20 protein-coding genes are annotated in these 18,889 nt (G+C 35.1%); 13 read left to right on the top strand and 7 right to left on the bottom strand.

What is annotated here, in order from left to right:
* Positions 1-169 precede the first annotated feature (169 nt).
* Complete coding sequence (locus ACNQGJ_RS06730) at positions 170-1,588, top strand: adenosine deaminase (RefSeq protein WP_417972351.1); 1,419 nt, start codon at positions 170-172, stop codon at positions 1,586-1,588.
* A 241-nt stretch (positions 1,589-1,829) separates the two neighbouring features.
* Positions 1,830-2,618: a hypothetical protein gene (locus ACNQGJ_RS06725; RefSeq protein WP_417972350.1), complete on the top strand. Its 789-nt coding sequence runs from the start codon at positions 1,830-1,832 to the stop codon at positions 2,616-2,618.
* 79 nt (positions 2,619-2,697) lie between these two features.
* Here the strand turns inward: ACNQGJ_RS06725 and ACNQGJ_RS06720 are convergent, their stop codons facing one another.
* On the bottom strand, positions 2,698-5,169 hold the full coding sequence (locus ACNQGJ_RS06720; protein ID WP_417972349.1) for a zinc-dependent metalloprotease: 2,472 nt from the start codon (positions 5,167-5,169) through the stop codon (positions 2,698-2,700).
* Positions 5,170-5,469: 300 nt separating this feature from the next.
* Between ACNQGJ_RS06720 and ACNQGJ_RS06715 the strand changes: the two genes are divergently transcribed.
* A complete protein-coding gene (locus tag ACNQGJ_RS06715) occupies positions 5,470-6,531 on the top strand; it encodes an alkaline phosphatase D family protein (RefSeq protein WP_417972348.1) in 1,062 nt (353 codons plus the stop codon).
* A 302-nt stretch (positions 6,532-6,833) separates the two neighbouring features.
* Here ACNQGJ_RS06715 and ACNQGJ_RS06710 read toward each other — a convergent pair whose 3' ends face one another.
* Genes ACNQGJ_RS06710 through ACNQGJ_RS06700 form a run of 3 tightly spaced genes read right to left on the bottom strand, consistent with a single transcriptional unit; the run spans position 6,834 to position 8,784 of the window.
* A complete protein-coding gene (locus ACNQGJ_RS06710; protein ID WP_417972374.1) occupies positions 6,834-7,064 on the bottom strand; it encodes an NlpC/P60 family protein in 231 nt (76 codons plus the stop codon).
* Positions 7,065-7,124: 60 nt separating this feature from the next.
* Positions 7,125-8,168, bottom strand: coding sequence for an RluA family pseudouridine synthase (locus ACNQGJ_RS06705; protein WP_417972347.1), 1,044 nt, complete (start codon positions 8,166-8,168; stop codon positions 7,125-7,127).
* Positions 8,158-8,784 (bottom strand): PASTA domain-containing protein, encoded by a 627-nt coding sequence (locus ACNQGJ_RS06700; RefSeq protein ID WP_417972346.1) that lies wholly within the window; start codon positions 8,782-8,784, stop codon positions 8,158-8,160. The genes ACNQGJ_RS06705 and ACNQGJ_RS06700 overlap by 11 nt, the downstream gene beginning before the upstream one ends.
* A gap of 252 nt (positions 8,785-9,036) precedes the next feature.
* Between ACNQGJ_RS06700 and ACNQGJ_RS06695 the strand changes: the two genes are divergently transcribed.
* From ACNQGJ_RS06695 to ACNQGJ_RS06670, 6 genes are all read left to right on the top strand, one after another.
* Positions 9,037-10,011 carry a D-alanine--D-alanine ligase gene (locus ACNQGJ_RS06695; protein WP_417972345.1) on the top strand — a complete coding sequence of 325 codons (975 nt, stop codon included), beginning with the start codon at positions 9,037-9,039 and terminating at the stop codon, positions 10,009-10,011.
* Positions 10,012-10,047: 36 nt separating this feature from the next.
* Entirely contained in the window at positions 10,048-10,272 is a 225-nt protein-coding gene (locus ACNQGJ_RS06690; RefSeq protein ID WP_417972344.1) for a DUF433 domain-containing protein, read from the top strand.
* Positions 10,269-10,613: a DUF5615 family PIN-like protein gene (locus tag ACNQGJ_RS06685; RefSeq protein WP_417972343.1), complete on the top strand. Its 345-nt coding sequence runs from the start codon at positions 10,269-10,271 to the stop codon at positions 10,611-10,613. Before ACNQGJ_RS06690 ends, ACNQGJ_RS06685 begins: the two co-directional genes overlap by 4 nt.
* Before the next feature lie 9 nt (positions 10,614-10,622).
* The gene (locus tag ACNQGJ_RS06680) at positions 10,623-11,315 is read left to right on the top strand and encodes a DUF421 domain-containing protein (protein WP_417972342.1); all 693 of its coding nucleotides are present in this window, start codon (positions 10,623-10,625) and stop codon (positions 11,313-11,315) included.
* 42 nt (positions 11,316-11,357) lie between these two features.
* Positions 11,358-11,813, top strand: a complete 456-nt coding sequence (gene coaD, locus ACNQGJ_RS06675) for a pantetheine-phosphate adenylyltransferase (protein ID WP_417972341.1) — start codon at positions 11,358-11,360, stop codon at positions 11,811-11,813.
* 146 nt (positions 11,814-11,959) lie between these two features.
* Positions 11,960-12,538 (top strand): PhnA domain-containing protein, encoded by a 579-nt coding sequence (locus ACNQGJ_RS06670; RefSeq protein ID WP_417972340.1) that lies wholly within the window; start codon positions 11,960-11,962, stop codon positions 12,536-12,538.
* A gap of 159 nt (positions 12,539-12,697) precedes the next feature.
* Here the strand turns inward: ACNQGJ_RS06670 and ACNQGJ_RS06665 are convergent, their stop codons facing one another.
* A complete protein-coding gene (locus ACNQGJ_RS06665; RefSeq protein WP_417972339.1) occupies positions 12,698-14,044 on the bottom strand; it encodes a DEAD/DEAH box helicase in 1,347 nt (448 codons plus the stop codon).
* Positions 14,045-14,188: 144 nt separating this feature from the next.
* Between ACNQGJ_RS06665 and ACNQGJ_RS06660 the strand changes: the two genes are divergently transcribed.
* Positions 14,189-15,919 (top strand): M14 family metallopeptidase, encoded by a 1,731-nt coding sequence (locus ACNQGJ_RS06660; protein WP_417972338.1) that lies wholly within the window; start codon positions 14,189-14,191, stop codon positions 15,917-15,919.
* A gap of 10 nt (positions 15,920-15,929) precedes the next feature.
* On the opposite strand, the gene ACNQGJ_RS06655 is transcribed toward ACNQGJ_RS06660, so the two are convergent.
* A complete protein-coding gene (locus ACNQGJ_RS06655) occupies positions 15,930-16,532 on the bottom strand; it encodes an NUDIX hydrolase (protein WP_417972337.1) in 603 nt (200 codons plus the stop codon).
* A gap of 7 nt (positions 16,533-16,539) precedes the next feature.
* On the opposite strand from ACNQGJ_RS06655, the gene pyrE reads away from it, so the two are divergent.
* Both pyrE and ACNQGJ_RS06645 read left to right on the top strand, forming a co-directional pair.
* Positions 16,540-17,187: an orotate phosphoribosyltransferase gene (gene pyrE, locus ACNQGJ_RS06650; protein ID WP_417972336.1), complete on the top strand. Its 648-nt coding sequence runs from the start codon at positions 16,540-16,542 to the stop codon at positions 17,185-17,187.
* A 24-nt stretch (positions 17,188-17,211) separates the two neighbouring features.
* On the top strand, positions 17,212-17,604 hold the full coding sequence (locus ACNQGJ_RS06645) for an SRPBCC family protein (RefSeq protein WP_417972335.1): 393 nt from the start codon (positions 17,212-17,214) through the stop codon (positions 17,602-17,604).
* Between the two features lie 75 nt (positions 17,605-17,679).
* Here the strand turns inward: ACNQGJ_RS06645 and ACNQGJ_RS06640 are convergent, their stop codons facing one another.
* Positions 17,680-18,408: a biotin--[acetyl-CoA-carboxylase] ligase gene (locus ACNQGJ_RS06640; RefSeq protein WP_417972334.1), complete on the bottom strand. Its 729-nt coding sequence runs from the start codon at positions 18,406-18,408 to the stop codon at positions 17,680-17,682.
* A 97-nt stretch (positions 18,409-18,505) separates the two neighbouring features.
* Here ACNQGJ_RS06640 and rsfS point away from each other — a divergent pair, with 97 nt between their 5' ends.
* Positions 18,506-18,877, top strand: a complete 372-nt coding sequence (gene rsfS / locus ACNQGJ_RS06635; protein WP_417972333.1) for a ribosome silencing factor — start codon at positions 18,506-18,508, stop codon at positions 18,875-18,877.
* Positions 18,878-18,889 lie beyond the last annotated feature (12 nt).

Genomic DNA, 18,889 nt, shown 5'->3' with positions numbered 1-18,889 from the left:
GGCGGAGTACCTTTAAAGAGTACTATGGTTACGTTTTTTATCACAGGTGCAAAAGTAAAACTTTTTAATCGTTTCCCCAAACAGAAAGTGAAATTGCTTAAATTTGGCATAAATTAGGACTTTTTTCAAAAAAAAAGCGCTGAAAACTATCGATTCTATTCAAAAAAATATGAAATTACTTTATACTTTATTCCTCGCTCTTCTTTTAAATGTAAGCTATTCGCAATCGCCGAATGACTATTTTGAAAAGATAAGAAACAATGAAGCTGCATTAACCGCTTTTTTTTCACAAATGCCAAAGGGAGGAGATTTGCACCATCATTTTTCTGGTTCTATTTATGCTGAACCGTTATTACAACGTGCTATTGCTGATGATTTTTATCTCAATACCGAAACCATGGATGTTTTAAAAGAAAAACCAGCAACCGGAAACTGGCAACAATTTTCGGCATTAAAAAGTAACGGAACATTAGACGTTTACAAACAAAAAATCATGCAAAAATGGTCTGTAAAAGACTATAATCATGTGGACTACCCTTCAGACAAATTGTTTTTTGAATCCTTTATGAAGTTTGAACCAGCCATCAAAGGGAATTTTGGACAAGGTTTATTGGAACTTAAAAATAGAGCCATTTCAGAAAATGTCAGTTACATTGAAACGCAATTATCTACAATTCCAACGGCAATGAATACGGATGATTTGACGAAATTCAATTCCAGATTGCGAAAATTAGCGTTGGCAAAAGACGAAAAAGCAGTTCTACAATCACTGGATTCTGTGTACAATTCATTACTAAAAAAGGATGCGGAATCCTATGCCAAAGAGTTCAACACAAATTTTGTCAGTAAACTTCATAAAGAACTTAACATTGATGATAAACAGTTTACAATGCGATATCAAAATTTTGTTTTGCGTTTCATGAAACCTGTTGATTTATTTAAAAATCTGGTAATTGCATTTATTTCGGCAGATGAAAGCCCTCTGATGGCGGGTGTCAACATTGTTTCTCCCGAAGATGGTGAAACCTCGATGAAAGATTATTGGTTGCACATGATAATGTTCAAATATTGCCATTCCCGTTATCCAAATGTAAAATACTCAATGCATGCCGGTGAACTGACTCTTGGTTTAGTTCTACCAGAAGATCTGTCTTGGCACATTGGCGCTGCCGTTTACATAGCAGAAGCCAACCGTATCGGTCACGGAGTAGATTTGGCGTACGAGAAAGATTCGTATGATTTACTGCGCAATATGGCGAAGAAAGCCATTCCTATTGAAATTAATTTAGTGAGTAATGAATTCATTTTAAAAGTAAAAGAAAGTCGTCATCCATTGTCATTATATAAGGCATTTGGCGTACCAATAGTAATTAGTACCGATGATGCAGGAATATTAAGAACCAATATGACCGAGCAATATGTTTTATTAGCTAAAAGATACAAAGACGTTTCCTACGCAGATATCAAGCAATTTGTTTACAACAGTATTAATTACAGTTTTATAAAAGATGCTTCCGTAAAAAAGCAACTGCGACAAGATTTAGACACTAGATTTAAAGTTTTTGAATCTAATTTTCCAATGAAATAACTCATTTACAGCGATAAAAAGGTTCTCTTACTAATTATTTTTCCTTTATAAACCTAATGAAGCCCTTCGGTGGGACTTTATTAGGTTTTTTGTATTTTATTTAAATCTTTACTTTACTTTTTACATTAACAATTTCACTATATTTACCACACCTACTTGATTTATAAACAGTTAAATACAAATTATTTGTAAATTATATTTCTGTATTTTAATCGTTTGAAACACCATAAATTATTGAAAAATGAGTAGATCTTTAATCTGGTATTGCCGACGACATCCGTTACTGTACAAAATTCGGTTTAGCATACTTTCTAAAAAAGCAACTTTTGATAAAATTGAAAGTTTTTGTTACAATACCTTAAACAAGACCGCTGATATACCCACCATTTATTTTGAACTGAATCCATTAATTTTCGCGAATATAGAAACTGTACGAAGTGATCTTGATAAAGCAAAACTAATCGCCGTTTGGTTAAGAAACTTCATAAAAGGAGGTCCTGGATTAGGAAAATCCTCAGATACGACCTTAAGAAAAATGATAAATGGAGAAGGTGGCGTTTGCAGTGATTTTTCTCAGGTATACAATAATTTCTGTGTTATAAACAATATAAAAGTAAAAGAATGGGGGTTAAAAATATTCTCAAGCGATCCTGGTCTTAATGGCGGACACGCGTTTAATGAAATCTATGCTACGGAATTAAAAAAATGGGTGCTAATAGATGTTTCTAAATCAGTTCTTTTTCATTGCAAAGATAAAACAGTTCCTTTATCTGTTTTTGATCTGATCCATTTAAAGAAAGAAAAACAAAAAATCTCCTTTTCTAGTTTTAACGAAAAAACGATGCTAGACACTAAAAGGATAAGAGATTTATATATTAGTAGTAATTCAGCTCCCTTTGTAATTACAAATTATCATAACAAAACATACGACTCCTATTTAGATAGGCTAAAATTCCTGCCAGGACCTTTCACGCACGGATTATTATTTCTTATCGGGAAAAGTTATTTTTTTGAGTTTCCTGTTCATTAATCAATTCATCGCAACAACTTACAGCAATAAAAAAATCTGCTCGAAAGCAGATTCTTTAATATTTGAGAAAACCAAAATTTTAAAATTTCGGGTTTAAGATCATGTCGATTCTTTTTATCGCATCTTCATAATGATATTTTGTTTCTGCATTTACAGCTCTGGTATTAGCGACTGATAAAGTAGATTTTAAAGTTGTCAATTCGCCTCTAACCAATCCTCTCACGTCCGATTGCGCCACATTATAATAGTCAGAAGGACGGCCTAATTTAATTTCTTCTTTCATCAAATAGCTCATTCTTTCTAAGTAAGCCCGTTGTAAATTTCTTCTATAAATAGTCACATTCGAACTTAAATTGGCTTCTTTCCAAATTCCTCTGCGCATATCGCCCAGTAAATCCAATGCCTTATAATTACCAGTACTCATTATTTCCCCATCCATTAATCGGCCAATACGCTCAAAACTCATTACATTATTCAAATGTCTCGCTTGCAAATTTCTAAACAGCTCCGTGTATCCGGAATAATCAATATTTTTCAAGTTACTCAAATTCACCATCCAAGTTGGAGATGCAAAAGCATTGGCTTGCAACCATTGCATCGCTTCTTGTTGTTTTGCTTTTGGTACAATATCATAAATGCTTCCTTTTTGGTTTGGTTTTTTTGTAGCTTCATAAACACCTCCAACATTGGTCACAACATGCCCTACATACCTACTCCATACGTCCATCATCTCTTTATTCAACTCATCTAAATCCTCGTAATTGTTAGTTACATCACTCGTCCATTCTGATAAATGTGCTGCTACATATTGCAAGTTTTTAAGTCCGTATGAACTCGCTTTCATGGAATTATTCCCAATGTCTTCCGTCTGTGAGGACGGGTCAAAAGTGCTGCTTTGTTTACCAAATTTATAAATAGGGTTAGCGGCTTTTTCCATAATCCATCGGTCCAATGTTGGCACTTCAATTTCAGGTGAAGTCGCATTTGGAATTACTCGGTACCCCCAATTCGTAGCATAATGATCGTAAGGACCCATTTGGCGTATAAAACGAATGTTTTTATCTCCCGGTTGTGCAATGTAATTAAAACGGGCATAGTCCATCAAACTCGCTGCGATTCCGTTTTTCTGAGTAAAATCACCATTTCTGTAATTTTCAGTATCATAAGCGCAACTAGCACCCATATTATGAGGAAAACCAAGAGCGTGTCCCACTTCATGAGCAATAACCATACGGATCATTTCACCCATTTCCTCATCAGTGGTATTTAATGTTCTTGCGGTAGGATTTGCAGCTCCCGTTTCTAATAAATAACGATTTCTGTATGAACGCAAATGGTTGTGGTACCAAATCACATCACTCTCGATAATTTCTCCTGTTCTAGGATCAGATACGCTGGGTCCAACGGCATTACGCGTCGTGCTCGCCACGTACCGAATTACGGAATAACGAATGTCTTCCGGACTAAAATCGGGATCTTGTTCTTTCGTTGGTGCGTCTTTGGCAATAATTGCGTTTTTAAAACCAGCGGTTTCAAAAGGCTTTTGCCAATCTTCAATTCCTTGTTTGATGTACTTGCGTAATTTTTCAGGCGTGGCAGGATCTAAGTAGTACACAATAGGTTTTATCGGTTCTACCAGTTCTCCTTTTGCGTAAGCGGCAGGATCTTTTGGCTCCAATCTCCAACGGCGGATAAAAGTTTTGCTGTCTGATTTCAATTCATTGCTCCCATAATCGATTTGATTCATCGTAAACCATCCCACTCGCGGATCAGCTAATCTTGGCTGCATCGGTTTTTCAGGCAGTAAAATCATCGATTGATTCATTTGGATACTAATCGTTTCTGAATCTTGCTGAACGGGCGGCTTAGAAGCATTGTAGGTAAAATCCTGAATCACTTCAATATTCATCGGGAAACTTTTCATCGTATTGATAAAACTGCGGGTTTCATCAAGTCCTTTGACTTTATAGGTTTCTCTCATCTCTGCTGATAAACCGCTGATTGCTTTCACATCAGTTCCATAAAATTTAGTGACATCAATCACCGTATTTGCGGAATCTTTGCTGAACGCTGCGATATCGAAAGCAAATAAGGTAGGCTCATAATTATTTGATCTCACCGAAATACTGATAGGCAAACTATCATTGGCAACAGCACTGAATGATTTTAATTTGATAAGGATTTTATCCTGAAAACGCTGCCAAACAATTAGTTGTTCATTAGTTTCAGAACCTGCGTTTACATATCCGCCACCTAAATTAGAAGGCAGTTTAGACAACCGACTCACTAAAAGCATGTCTTTATCCAAGTATTTATTGGGGATTTCGAAGAAATATTTTTTATCTACTTTGTGTACTATAAACAATCCTTGGTCAGAAACGGCTTCTTTCGTAATTACCTTGCTGTATTCCTTTATAGTAGGCTCAGGCTTTTTTTCATGAGCAGGAATTACAGCGGCATTTTTATCTTTTTTCTTTTTGGACTGTGCAAATTGTGCGGTGGGTACAAGCATTGCTGCAACGATTGCAGTTAAAATGAAAAATTTCTTCATTTAATGGTTTTTTAATGGTTAATCAATATCAAAAATATATTTTAGTGCCAGCAAATTGTATAATATTCACTAATTTAACTTTTAATTAACAAACGATATGAGCTTTTTAGAATCTTATTACGCCAGTTTGTATTTAAGCTCATTTTAGTTACAATCCTTTTTTCATTACATTTGGAAATACGTTTTTTTGAAATTAATTTGATTCCTTGGAATCGGCGTTTAAATTAAATGGAAATTGGGAGTGCTTTTGGAAATCACTTCCCTTTTAAAAAGAAACTTTTAAACACTAAAACTCAATTTATGATTCAGAAAAATATCCTTAAAAAAACCTTCTTCTCAGTAGCTCTCCTACTAATTTCATGGAATAGTTTCTCACAAAAGAACATCTCAAAAATTGCTTTCGGATCTTGTTCGAACCAAAGTAATCCGTTACCCATTTTTGATATTGTGGTAAAACACCAACCGGATTTATTTGTATTTTTAGGCGACAACATTTACGGAGACACTGACAATATGAATACACTGCAAGCCAAATACGATTTATTAGCGGCTAAACCTACTTTTAAAAATTTGAAAAAAAATGTACCCATTATTGCAACTTGGGACGATCACGATTACGGACAAAATGATGCGGGTCGGCATTATCCAAAAAAAGGGGAATCTAAAGAACTGTTCTTGAAGTTTTTTGATGAACCTGCAGATTCCGAAAGACGAAAACACGACGGGATATACACGTCCTATATGTATGAAACCAAAAGCAAAAAAGTACAGATTATCTTGCTAGACAACCGCACTTTTAGAGATAATTACAAGAAATATAACGACGAAGTTAAGGATGATAAGCGGTATTTTTACTCAGTGGATTATGCGCCAGTACTCAACCCAGATTCCACGTATTTAGGAGCCGCGCAATGGAAATGGCTGGAAACAGAACTACAAAAACCCGCTGATATCCGACTAATTGGTTCAGGATCGCAATTTGGGATTGAGTACAACGGTTATGAAGGCTGGGCTAATTTTCCGCTGGAGCAAAAAAGATTCTTAAACCTTATCAAGAAAACGAAAGCAAACGGCGTTTTGTTTTTAACGGGAGACGTGCATTATGGCGAAATCTCTAAACTTACGGAACCCGGATTGTATCCGATCTACGACTTTACCTCAAGCGGACTTTCTTCAACGTGGCATTTTGCAACACCCAACAAAAACAGAGTTGAAGGTCCAGTTATGGAAAACCATTGTGGCTTATTAACAATAGATTGGAAAAAGAAAATTCCAAAAATAAAAATGGAAATTTGGGATATCAATGACAACCAACGTGCAGAATACACAATAGGATTGGATGAAATTAGTTTTAAGAAATGATTTCTATATGAGTTATTAGAATATATTTGAGAGGTAAATATTGACGATTGCTAGAGATAATAGTTCAATTTATGGAAAATAAGAAAGGCTTTTGAGATACATATAAATTCCAAATCCTATGGGTGCTTTTCTAGATTTTGGTGCTTCTTCAAGAATTCGAAATAAAATACATGCAGAGTTATTTCGAGCGCAGTCGAGAAACGTTAATCAATAAATGAATAGTAAATAACCCGAATATTGTATACTATTTTCTTAAAATAGCACAACTACAAAATACGTATTGCTTTAATGAATCTACGCATTTATCCCAAATTTGTTGAACTTGTAATAATTACTTTCATTTCACGACCTGAGGTGGAGTGAATAAAATCACTGTCCATTCCTTTTGGATTTGGTACGATGCCAATATGTCCAATAACATTTCTGGTAGGACTCAAAAACAATAGAACATCACCTTTTTTTACATCGGCAATCGGGATTTCTTTACCAAAATTATTAGACTGTGAAGAGCTACGTGGAACCTCGTATCCTATAATTTAAGCAGTACAAATTACTTTTCACAAAAAAAGCCCCAATCCGGGGCTTTTTTCATTTTATTCTTCTTCTTGCTCCGTACCATGGGATTTTGAATATCCTCTCCATTTCTCGATACAATCCTGAAAATCCTGCGGAAGTTCCGTATCAAAACGCATTAGCTCGCCAGTTGTAGGATGTACAAAACCCAATGTTTTGGCATGCAATGCTTGTCTTGGTAAAGCTTTGAAACAGTTGTCTATAAATTGTTTGTATTTGGTAAACGTAGTTCCTTTCAAAATCAAATGACCGCCATAACGCTCGTCATTAAATAAAGGATGTCCTATATATTTTAAGTGCGCCCTAATCTGATGTGTTCTCCCAGTTTCCAGTTGGCACGAAATTAAAGTCACGTATCCAAAACGCTCCAACACTTTGTAATGCGTCACGGCTGGTTTCCCTATCTCCGGATCAGCAAAAACCGCCATTTGCATGCGATCTTTTAGATGTCGTGCTAAGTTTCCTTCAATGGTTCCTTTCTCCTCAACTACATTTCCCCAAACCAAAGCCACATATTCTCTTTCAGAAGTTTTGGCTTCAAATTGTTTGGCAAGATGAGTCATGGCAGCTTCAGTTTTGGCAATTACCAATAAACCCGAAGTGTCTTTGTCAATTCGATGCACTAATCCTGGACGTTCGCTGCTGTTCATTGGCAAATTATCAAAATGATATGCCAACGCATGCACTAAAGTTCCGGTATAATTCCCGTGACCGGGATGTACTACCATTCCTGGCAATTTATTTATCAATAACAACGTATCATCTTCATACACGATGTCAAGGGGAATATTTTCCGGAATAATATGGTTTTCATACGGGGGATGGGTAAGCATAACACGAACGATATCATTGGCTTTTACTTTGTAATTTGACTTCACTGTGGCGTCGTTTACAAAAATATTTCCTTCGGTAGCTGCGGTTTGTATTTTGTTGCGAGTCGCATTTTGAATAAGGCCCATCAAGTACTTATCAATTCGCAAGGACGCTTGGCCTTTGGGAACTTCAAACCTGAAATGTTCAAATAACTCGTCTTCTAAATCTATTGTTTCTATATTATTGTTCATCAACTGGTATTTCTTCTTCTATTGGTGCTGCAAGCGTATCAGCAGCATTTTCCTCTTCTTCGTAACTCATTTTTCCGTCTCCCAAAACCAAATCAATTTTGGATGATTTCAAGACTCTGTCCCCTGCCTTCAGGTTTCTTCCTCTGAAACGCATTTCCAATACCATATCTTTTCCAAGATTTGGAACATACGTAACCGCGCCTTCCTCAAGCCCTAAAGCTTTCAATGTAGGTACCGCTTCACGATAGGTTTTATTCACTAAATCAGGAATTCTAACAGATGAAAATCCAGAGGTATTTAATTTTATATATATTTTTCTACCCACTTTCACCTTTGTACCCGGCGATGGATCTTGCTCAACCACACTGAATTTTGGAAAATCACTTCTGTAATCCACACTATCCAAAAGCACGTAATCTAAATCCATCTCATCCAGCTTTTCCTCCACTTGCTCTTCCGTTAATTTACTTAAATTTGGAACAGCAATTTCATGACCATGATCTGTTGTAAAAGTCAACCAATGCATAAACAAATAACCCAAAGTGGCAATAATGGCAATCGCAATTAATACTTGCACTAAAAACACACGACTGGTAAGATACTTACGTAAACTCATAAATTTATTTTTATATGTGGCAAAGATAAACCTATTTCGTTCCAAAAAAAATGATAATTTTGTTTAATCGTTTTTAGGATTCCTCTTGATGAATTTCAGGAGCTATTTCCCGCTATTCGCTTGTATCTTTCCTTTTTTAAAGAAAAAAAGCAAAGGATATCGCTGCTATCGGGGCTAAAAACAAATCGTTTTGCCAACAACATTATTTTTTTTAAACCCTAAGAACCAAACCCAACACCTAAAACCCTAAAAATGAAAAACATTGCTATCATCATGGGCGGATATTCCAGCGAATATAAAATCTCACTTATCAGCGGAAACGTCGTTTATCAATATCTGGACAAAACGAAATACAACGGTTTCCGAATCCATATTTTCAAAGAAAAATGGGTTTATGTTGATGCTAATGATGCCGAATTCACAATCGATAAAAATGATTTTTCAGTAACTGTTGATGGTAACAAAATAACATTCGACTGCGTTTTCAATGCCATTCACGGAACTCCCGGCGAAGATGGATTGATGCAGGCGTATTTCGAATTATTGCATATTCCGCAAACTTCCTGCGATTATTACCAAGCGGCATTAACGTTCAACAAACGCGATTTATTATCTGTTTTAAAGCCATACGGCATAAAAACCGCCACTTCCTATTATTTAAACAAAGGAGACATCATTAATACTGACGAAATAGTAGCTAAAGTTGGTTTGCCTTGTTTTGTAAAACCCAATAAAGCGGGTTCCAGTTTTGGAATTTCAAAAGTAAAAACCGTCGCTGAATTACCAATCGCGATAGAATTCGCATATAAAGAAGACAACGAGATTATCATTGAAAGCTTCCTTGACGGCACCGAAGTTTCAGTTGGTGTTATCAATTACAAAGGAAAAGTAACCGTTTTGCCAATCACCGAAATCGTATCGGAAAATGATTTTTTCGATTATGAAGCCAAATATTTGGGTAAATCACAGGAAATCACACCGGCTAGAATCTCCGATGAAATGACGCAAAAAGTGAGTGAAATTGCTAAACGCGCGTACGAGATTCTTAAAATGAAAGGTTTCTCCCGAAGCGAATTCATATTGGTAAACGGAGAACCACACATGTTGGAAATGAACACCATTCCTGGATTAACAACGGAAAGTTTGATTCCGCAACAAGCCAAAGCCGCCGGCATTTCATTGGAAGATTTGTTTACAAATGCAATAGAATTGGCTTTGCCTGAATAACTGATTATTTCGTTAACTTTGTATAAAAAACTCATCATGATTGATTACAAACAATATATAACAATAAATTCAGAAGTTCGTTTTGGTAAACCAACAATAATTGGAACCAGAATTACTGTTTTTGATGTTTTAAATTGGCTAGCTAACGGAATGACGACAAATGAAATTATTGAAGATTTTCCCGAACTTGACGAAAATCAAATTAAAGCTTGCCTTACTTACGCTGCTGATCGAGAACGTAAAAATCAAATTGCATCGTGAGTTTGTTATTTGATCAAAACATTTCTTTTAGAATTATCTCTAAAATTAAATCCAATTTCCCTGAAGCAAAACAAGTCAGACAACTCGGAATTGAAAATCATTCTGATATTGAAATATGGACGTATGCCAAAGAAAACAAACTTACAATTGTAACTTTTGATGCTGATTTTTTTGATTTGGCAAATCTAAAAGGTCATCCGCCAAAAATAATTTGGCTCCGTTTTGGAAATACCAGAACAGATTTTCTAGCAAATCTATTAAATACAAAAAATGCAACCATCAAAGATTTTATAAATTCCGAGGAATATTCAGAAATAGCCTGTTTGGAGGTAACCAATTAATATATAGCTATGATAGAAATCTTTGAATGGAACCGATTATTGTACAATAATTTGCCCGAATCCTTTCTTCTAGAAGTCATTTTTCGTTCCACTGTAATGTTCACCGTTTTACTATTTACATTAAAAATAGCGGGAAAACGTGGCGTCAAGCAATTATCTGTCTTTGAAACAGTCATTATTATTGCTTTAGGATCAGCAGCCGGAGATCCCATGTTTTATGAAGAAGTTGGAATTATTCCGCCCATAACGGTATTTCTAGTGATTATACTTTTGTACCGATTAGTAACTTGGCTCACCGGAAAAAGCAAAAGATTTGAAGAGTTTATAGAAGGAAAAACAGAGTGTATCATCAGCGAAGGAAAATTTTCAATCGCAACTTTTAAAAAAGAAAGTCTGGCACAAGATGAATTCTTTTCGGAACTCCGATTAAGATCAATTGAACATTTAGGACAAGTGAAAAATGCATTTATGGAAACCAGTGGCGAAATCAGTGTTTTCTATTATGAAGACCATGAAGTCCAACCTGGATTGCCAATTTTACCTTTTTTATTTAAATTAAAAAATAAAACAATCCCAATGGAAGGTATTTATTCCTGTACCTTTTGCGGAAATACGGAAAGCCACAAATCAGGAAATGCAGAGTGCGGAATTTGTGAAAAATCCGAATGGGTCGAAGCAATACAAACACTTCGAAAAACCTAATTAACCCTAAAAACATAAATTCGATAAAACTACCTCTACATAATGCGAAAAGCCATATTTCCGGGATCGTTTGACCCCATCACTCTAGGACATGAAGACATTATCAAAAGAAGCATTTCTTTATTTGATGAAATCGTAATTGCCATTGGCATCAATGCCGAAAAAAAATACATGTTTTCACTGGAAGACAGAAAACGTTTTATCGAAGAAACCTTCAAGAACGAGCCTAAAGTTTCAGTGATTTCGTATGAAGGATTGACCACTGAACTTTGTAAAAAATTAGAAGCAGATTTTATCCTTCGTGGTTTACGTAATCCCGCCGATTTCGAATTTGAAAAAGCCATCGCACATACCAACAGACGTTTGTCAAAAATTGAAACTGTATTTTTGTTGACCGCAGCAAAAACTTCGTATATCAGTTCCAGCATTGTGAGAGATGTAATCCGCAATGGAGGGCAATATGAAATGCTGGTTCCTGACGCCGTTCGTGTGAAATAATTTGAAATAAATTTTGTCAAATCGAGCGCAGTCGAGATCTATTCGTTGGTCTCGACTGTGCTCGACTTGACAAATAAACAGTAACAATATTACTTGCGAAACGAGGCAATAAACCGTAATTTCGCCAAAAATAAAAGCCATTAAACATGAGTATAGAAAGAGAATTAAGCAGTCGCAGTGGATCAAAATGTGAACTTTGTAGTGCAGTCGAAAACCTACAAGTATATCAAGTATTACCTACCAAAAACGGTGGAATTGATGAAAGTATTATGGCGTGCAGTACGTGCATCGACCAAATCGAAAATCCAGATAATGTAGAGTTAAATCATTGGAGATGTCTAAATGACAGCATGTGGAGCGAACATACTGCCGTACAAGTTGTCGCGTGGAGAATGCTTAACCGTTTGCGTGGTTCAGGTTGGCCTCAAGAATTGTTAGACCAAATGTATTTAGACGAAGATACTTTAGCTTGGGCACAAGCAACAGGTGAAGGCGAAGAAGAGGAGAACAAAGTAATTCACCGTGACAGCAACGGTGTGATTCTTGAAATTGGGGATTCAGTCGTTTTAATCAAAGATTTGAAAGTAAAAGGTTCGAGCATGGTAGCCAAACAAGGAACTGCAGTGCGTAACATAAGACTGGATCACGAAAATGCCGAGTATATTGAAGGAAAAGTTGACGGTCAAACTATTGTTATTATTACACAATACGTTAAGAAAATATAGTATTTATAGTTTTCAGTCACAGTCACAGTTTTCAGGGACTGAAGTTTAAAAAAAGTGTTTAGTATTTAATGACTGCATTACAACAAAAAATCGTTAACAGTAAAATATTTTACTGTTAACGATTTTTTTTAACTGAAAACTGCGACTGAATACTGAAAACTACTCCTCTTCTTTCTTAATCACTTTTCTGGCGACTTCGATTTTAAATTTCTTCCCTTTCATTTTTTCGTCTTTAATGGCATGCAATAAATCTTTTACTTTATTGAATTTCACCGCAGCAAACGAAATAAAATCTTTCACTTCGATTAACCCTAAATCGCCTTTTTCTAATTTTCCTTTTTGAGAAAAGAAACCGACAATATCAATTTTATTCAATTTATTTTTCTTTCCGCCACTGATGTAAATAGTTTGAAATTCTGGTGGTTTTGGTAATGAAGTGGAATTCTCCACTTTCAAAACGTTCATTCCATAATCGATATAATCCATTTTTTTCTCACTTTCATGAGCAATGATGTAAGCAGTTCCAGAAGCAAGCATACGAGCTGTTCGTCCGTTTCTATGCGTAAATTCATCCTCTTTGGACGGTAAATGATAATGAATTACATGATTCATTTCGGGAATATCAAGTCCTCGTGCCGCTAAATCAGTTGTAATTAGATAACTCACACTGCCGTTTCTGAACTGGATTAGCGCCCGCTCTCTTTCGTCCTGATCCATTCCGCCATGATAATACGTGGCATAAATTCCTTTTTCGTTCAGCGTATCACTAATGCGCTCTGCAGCATCACGGTGGTTGCAAAAAACGATAGCCGACTGCGATTTTAATGAACATATCAAATTGAACAAACTTCCAATTTTGTCTTTTTCTTTCGAAACGACCATTTTTGTGGAAAGATTCGTTTCGGCTACATTTTCTGGAATAAAGTCCAAAATCGTTGGATTGACCACTCTTGTGTATCTTGGAATCTCAATATCGGAAGTGGCTGAAACCAAAACACGTTTGTTTAGTTTTGACAATTTTCCAATGATAAAAGACATTTGCTCATGGAAACCCAATTGCAACGACTTATCAAATTCATCCAAAATAAGTGTTTGGATTTTATCCACGCGAAAAGTTCCTCTATCAATATGATCCGCGATTCGTCCTGGAGTACCTATTAAAACTGCTGGAGGATTGCTTAAATTCTTGATTTCAGTATCGATGGAGTGTCCGCCGTAACATACATTCACTTTATAATCGGTTCCCATTTTCTTCCAAACTTTCTCAATTTGCAATCCTAACTCCCGTGACGGAACCAAAATCAAACATTGAACGGACAGGATTTCAGGCTGTAACATTTCTAAAATAGGCAACAAAAAAGCCAATGTTTTTCCGGAACCTGTAGGCGAAAGCAATAAAACATTATTGTCATTCAGGATTGTATCTTGTGCTACTTCTTGCATTTCATTCAGGCTTTCGATGCCTAAATTTAAAAGTATATTGTTGGAATGGTGTTTCTTATTCATTTTGCAAAGGTAATTTTTAATTCTGAGTTATATATTTTGAATTATGAATTTTCATTTTTTAAATGGTGAACTTCGTTTCCTTCGTATCATTTCTATACCTATCAAAAAAAAGCTACATTTGAAATCCAATCTAAAAACCGAAATATGAAATTTTTTACATTCTTTTTTTTACTATTCTCGATCGGTTCCTTTGCACAAAAAAACAATAAATACGATACTTTTTTCGAAAAAGGCAATGGAAATCAATCTGCATCTTACCAAGAAACAATTGCGTACTACAAACTTTTGGCGGATGACTTCTCTAATATCAAAATGCAAAAAATGGGTTTAACGGATAGTGGCGAGCCTTTGCACATGGTAGTTTTTAATCCTGAAAAGCAATTTGACTTTGGAGTCATCCAAAAAAACAAAGCGGTAATTCTGCTCAATAACGGCATTCACGCAGGCGAACCGGATGGAATTGATGCCAGTATGCAATTGTTCAGAGACTTGGCTTTGGGCAAAATAAAAGCGCCTAAAAATACCGTCATTGTTTGTATTCCAGTTTATAATATTGGAGGTGCTTTAAACAGAAACTCCACTTCAAGAGCCAATCAGGATGGTCCGGAAATTTATGGTTTTCGTGGAAATGCGAGAAACTACGATTTGAATCGCGATTTTATCAAATCAGATACCCGAAACACAAAAAGTTTTGTGGAAATATTTCATAAAATAAATGCAGATGTTTTTATTGACAATCATGTTAGTAATGGAGCGGATTATCAGTACAAATTGACGTATATCATGACCCAACATAATAAATTAGGAACTGTTTTAGGGGATTTTTTAAATATGGAAATGATGCCTGCTTTGGTTAAGGATTTACAAAAAAAGAATATCGAAACTACGCCTTATGTCAATGCCTTTCAGGACACACCGGACAAAGGGTTTGGGCAATTTTTTGAAAGTCCACGATTTGCAACAGGTTACACCTCGTTATTTAATACCATTGGTTTTGTGGTGGAAACGCACATGCTAAAAAAATATGCCGACCGTGTGAAAGTGACTTACGAATACATGCGCTCCGCAATCGATTTTACGGATGCAAATTACCAAAAAATCAAACAATTGCGACTGAAAAATGAAGAGCAATATAAATCAAATAAATCCTACACGATAAAATGGGAAATTGACAGTACAAAAACGATTCCTTTTTCGTTTTTAGGCTATGAAGCCAGTTACAAAAAAAGCGACGTAACATCCGGAAACCGCCTGTTTTATGACCGTACAAAACCGTTCAAAAAAGACATTCCGTACAGTAAGGAATTCAAATCTGTCAAAGAGATAATCATTCCAGAAGCGTATATCATTCCACGAGGATTTTGGCCTGTGATGGATGTATTAAAAAATAATACTATTACATACCGAGAACTTAAAAAGGATACTATAATTGAAGTCGAAAGTTATAGAATTGCCGACTTTAAAACAACAAGTTCAGCGTATGAAGGCCATTATTTGCATCGAAATACGACTGTAACTTCTAAAATGGAGAAAGTGGCTTTCGCCAAAGGAGATTACGTTATTCCAACACAACAAAAGGGAATAAAATATTTATTAGAAACATTAGAACCAGAAGCAATCGATTCTTTTTTCAATTGGAATTTTTTCGACACCATGTTACAACAAAAAGAAGGGTATTCTGATTATGTTTTTGAAGATTCAGCAACAAATATTTTGAAAAAAAATCCAAAATTAAAAGCCGAATTTGATTTAAAAAAACAAAGTGATGTGAATTTCATTAATAATCCCGAAGCACAACTGGACTGGATTTACAAACATTCTGTTTATTATGAAAAGGCACATTTACAATATCCTGTATATCGTATTTTAAAATAAAAAAAAGCTCCTATTTCAGGAGCTTTTCTTCTTCAAATAATAATTTTATGTTCTCGTACGAGTTTTTTAGCGCCTCTTTGATTTGTTCCGGATTCATCCAAGCCACCTTTTCGATTCCTTCTTCTAATTGTCCTTGCGGTGTTCCTTCAAAATCCGATTGCATTTCGAACCAATGTGTAATTTTCAATTTGTATTTTCCATTGCGTCTAAAAACATGATATGTTTTTTGAAGTTTATGGGATATTGACAATCCATTTACACCCGTTTCTTCCTCAACTTCCCGCATGGCTGTCTCCTGAATTTCCTCTCCTTTTTCGATTCCACCTTTGGGCAAATCCCATTTTCCATTTCTAAAAATAAATAAAACCTCCCCTTTTTTGTTGTAAACTAAACCGCCACCAGCTTTAGCAACAGGTATTTTCGTTTTCAAAGTCTTCATAATCAAGCTTTCATCAGGATGATATAAATAGGCTTTTTGAATTTTATTTTGAAAGATTTTTACTATAAGTTGCTCTATGTCAATACTTTCTAATAAAAAAAGTTGAAAATCAGTCTCTTTAGAGATGTGATTTGTCAAAAAAAGTGGTTTGTCGTTAACAAAAACTTTATACATTTGTACTATGATTTTTAATAAAGATACAGCCGAAAAAACAGCCGAATTTCTATTGCAAATAAATGCAATTAAATTGAATCCAAGAAATCCTTTTACATGGGCTTCTGGGTGGAAATCGCCGATTTATTGTGACAACCGATTAATCCTCTCATTTCCAGCGGTACGGAATTACGTTCGAGATGAATTTTCCAAAAATATTGAGAAGCAATTTGGTAAACCAGATGTTATTGCCGGTGTTGCCACTGGAGCAATAGGAATTGGGATGCTAGTTGCGGAAAGTATGGGATTGCCATTTGTGTACGTTCGTCCAGAACCAAAGAAACACGGCAGACAAAACCAAGTGGAAGGTTTTTTACAAAAAGGACAAAATGTAGTTGTGGTAGAAGATTTAATCAGCACTGGAAATAGTAGCCTGCTTGCTGTAGAAGCTTTACGTGAAGCTGGCGCTAATGTAAAAGGGATGGCAGCTATATTTACCTATGGTTTTAAAGTTGCTGAAGAGAACTTTAAAACTGCACACATCGATTTATTTACTTTGAGTAATTATCAAAACTTATTAAATTTAGCTGTTGCCAAAAGGTATATTACTGAGGAAGAAGAGCAAACTTTAAGAGAATGGAATGTAAGTCCATCCACGTGGACTGTTGAAGTTTAAAACAACCTAATTAATACCAAAAAGATGAACTTAGAAAGTCCGAAAGTTAGTGTTCAAAAATCACCTCAAGAGTTATTTGATTTGTTGAGTGATGTCAAAAATTTCGAAAAATTAATGCCTGAAAACATTGCTAAATTTGAAGTTATAGGCGACGATGCTTTTATTTTTGGATTAAAAGGGATGCCAGAAATTAAACTAAAAATGAAAGAAAAAGTAGCCCCAAGCAAAATTGTACTGGGAGCTGCCAGTGATAAACTTCCATTTACATTGATCGCGAATATAGATTCTGTTTCTGATGACACTAGTGCTGTAAAACTTGATTTTGAAGGTGATTTTAATCCTATGATGGCCATGATGATAAAAGGTCCAATTGGGAAATTTATCGAAACTTTAGCTGGGAACATGACTAAATTATAAAAAACAATTTAAAATAAACAAAACCCTTTCAGTTCAAAAGTGAAAGGGTTTTTTATTTATTGCAACAATCAGTAGTTAATACAACATTTGAATCTCTTTGATATTATATTCAGCTATGCTGTCATCTTCCAGAAGAACTTGTACTTTCCCAATCGAGGAAACTCCTTGAATAATTCCCATGAAATTTTGTTTATTTTGATCGGAAAACGGCATGGGCAAACCTTTCTTAAATAATTTATTACTATAGTCAGACCACAAAACAGTACCATTGACTTTGCACAACTGTACATTTTTTTCTATTGCAGCACAAATTAAAAAAAGAAGTTCCTCTTTATCAAATTTTGCACCGCAAATAGCCGCCAAAGAAGAGGCTTTTGGCAAATTTTCAAAATTGGTTTGATTCACATTTAGTCCTAAACCAACAATAGAAACAATAGTTCCGTCACTTTTGATACTATTTTCTATCAAAATGCCACCTATTTTTTTATTGTATGACATTATGTCGTTAGGCCATTTTATACTTAGATTAGGAACCATTACTGATTCCAAAACCTCAATTACAGCAAGTGAAACGGCAATATTAAGGTTAAAAACCTGACAAATATCCGTCAGAAAATCCTTAATCAAAAGACTCATTATTAAGTTTTTACTAGCCTCAGAGGCCCAAACCGCGCCCATTTGGCCTTTGCCTTTTGTTTGAACTTCCGCAGTAACCGCTGTAAAGTTTTCTAAGTCTTGTTTATTCGATAACCCTTTAAGGAATTCATTTGTTGAATCTATGGCATCGAGTTTGATTAGTTTCATATATCGTTTTTTGTGAAACAGAATTTAATATTGTGTTAAGGTTCAAAAATAATCACAAAAAATGGTAACTTTACAAACTTATATATAAAAATTATTCATGGCGAAAAAGACTATAAATAATGACGTGCTATTAGCGAACATCATTAAGGGGATAGAAGAGGTAAAAGGAAATGATATTGATATTCTTGATTTAAGAGAAATAGACACCGCAGTTTGCGACTATTTTATTATCTGCAATGGTAATTCAAATACACAAGTTAACGCTATAGTTAGCTCCATTCAAAAAACAGTATCTAAAGAATTAAAAGATAAGCCTTGGCATATTGAAGGCACTGATAACGCAGAGTGGGTATTAATGGATTATGTTAATATTGTGGTTCATGTATTTCAAAAACACATCCGTGAATATTACAACATCGAAAGTTTATGGGGCGATGCAAAAATAACGACCATACAAAACAAATACTAAAGACACATAACT

Origin of the sequence: Flavobacterium cryophilum (genome assembly GCF_048286555.1) — a bacterium.
Classification (GTDB): Bacteria; Bacteroidota; Bacteroidia; order Flavobacteriales; family Flavobacteriaceae; genus Flavobacterium.
The sequence above is the reverse complement of the archived record's forward strand: the minus strand, read 5'-3'. Positions and strand labels throughout refer to the sequence as shown.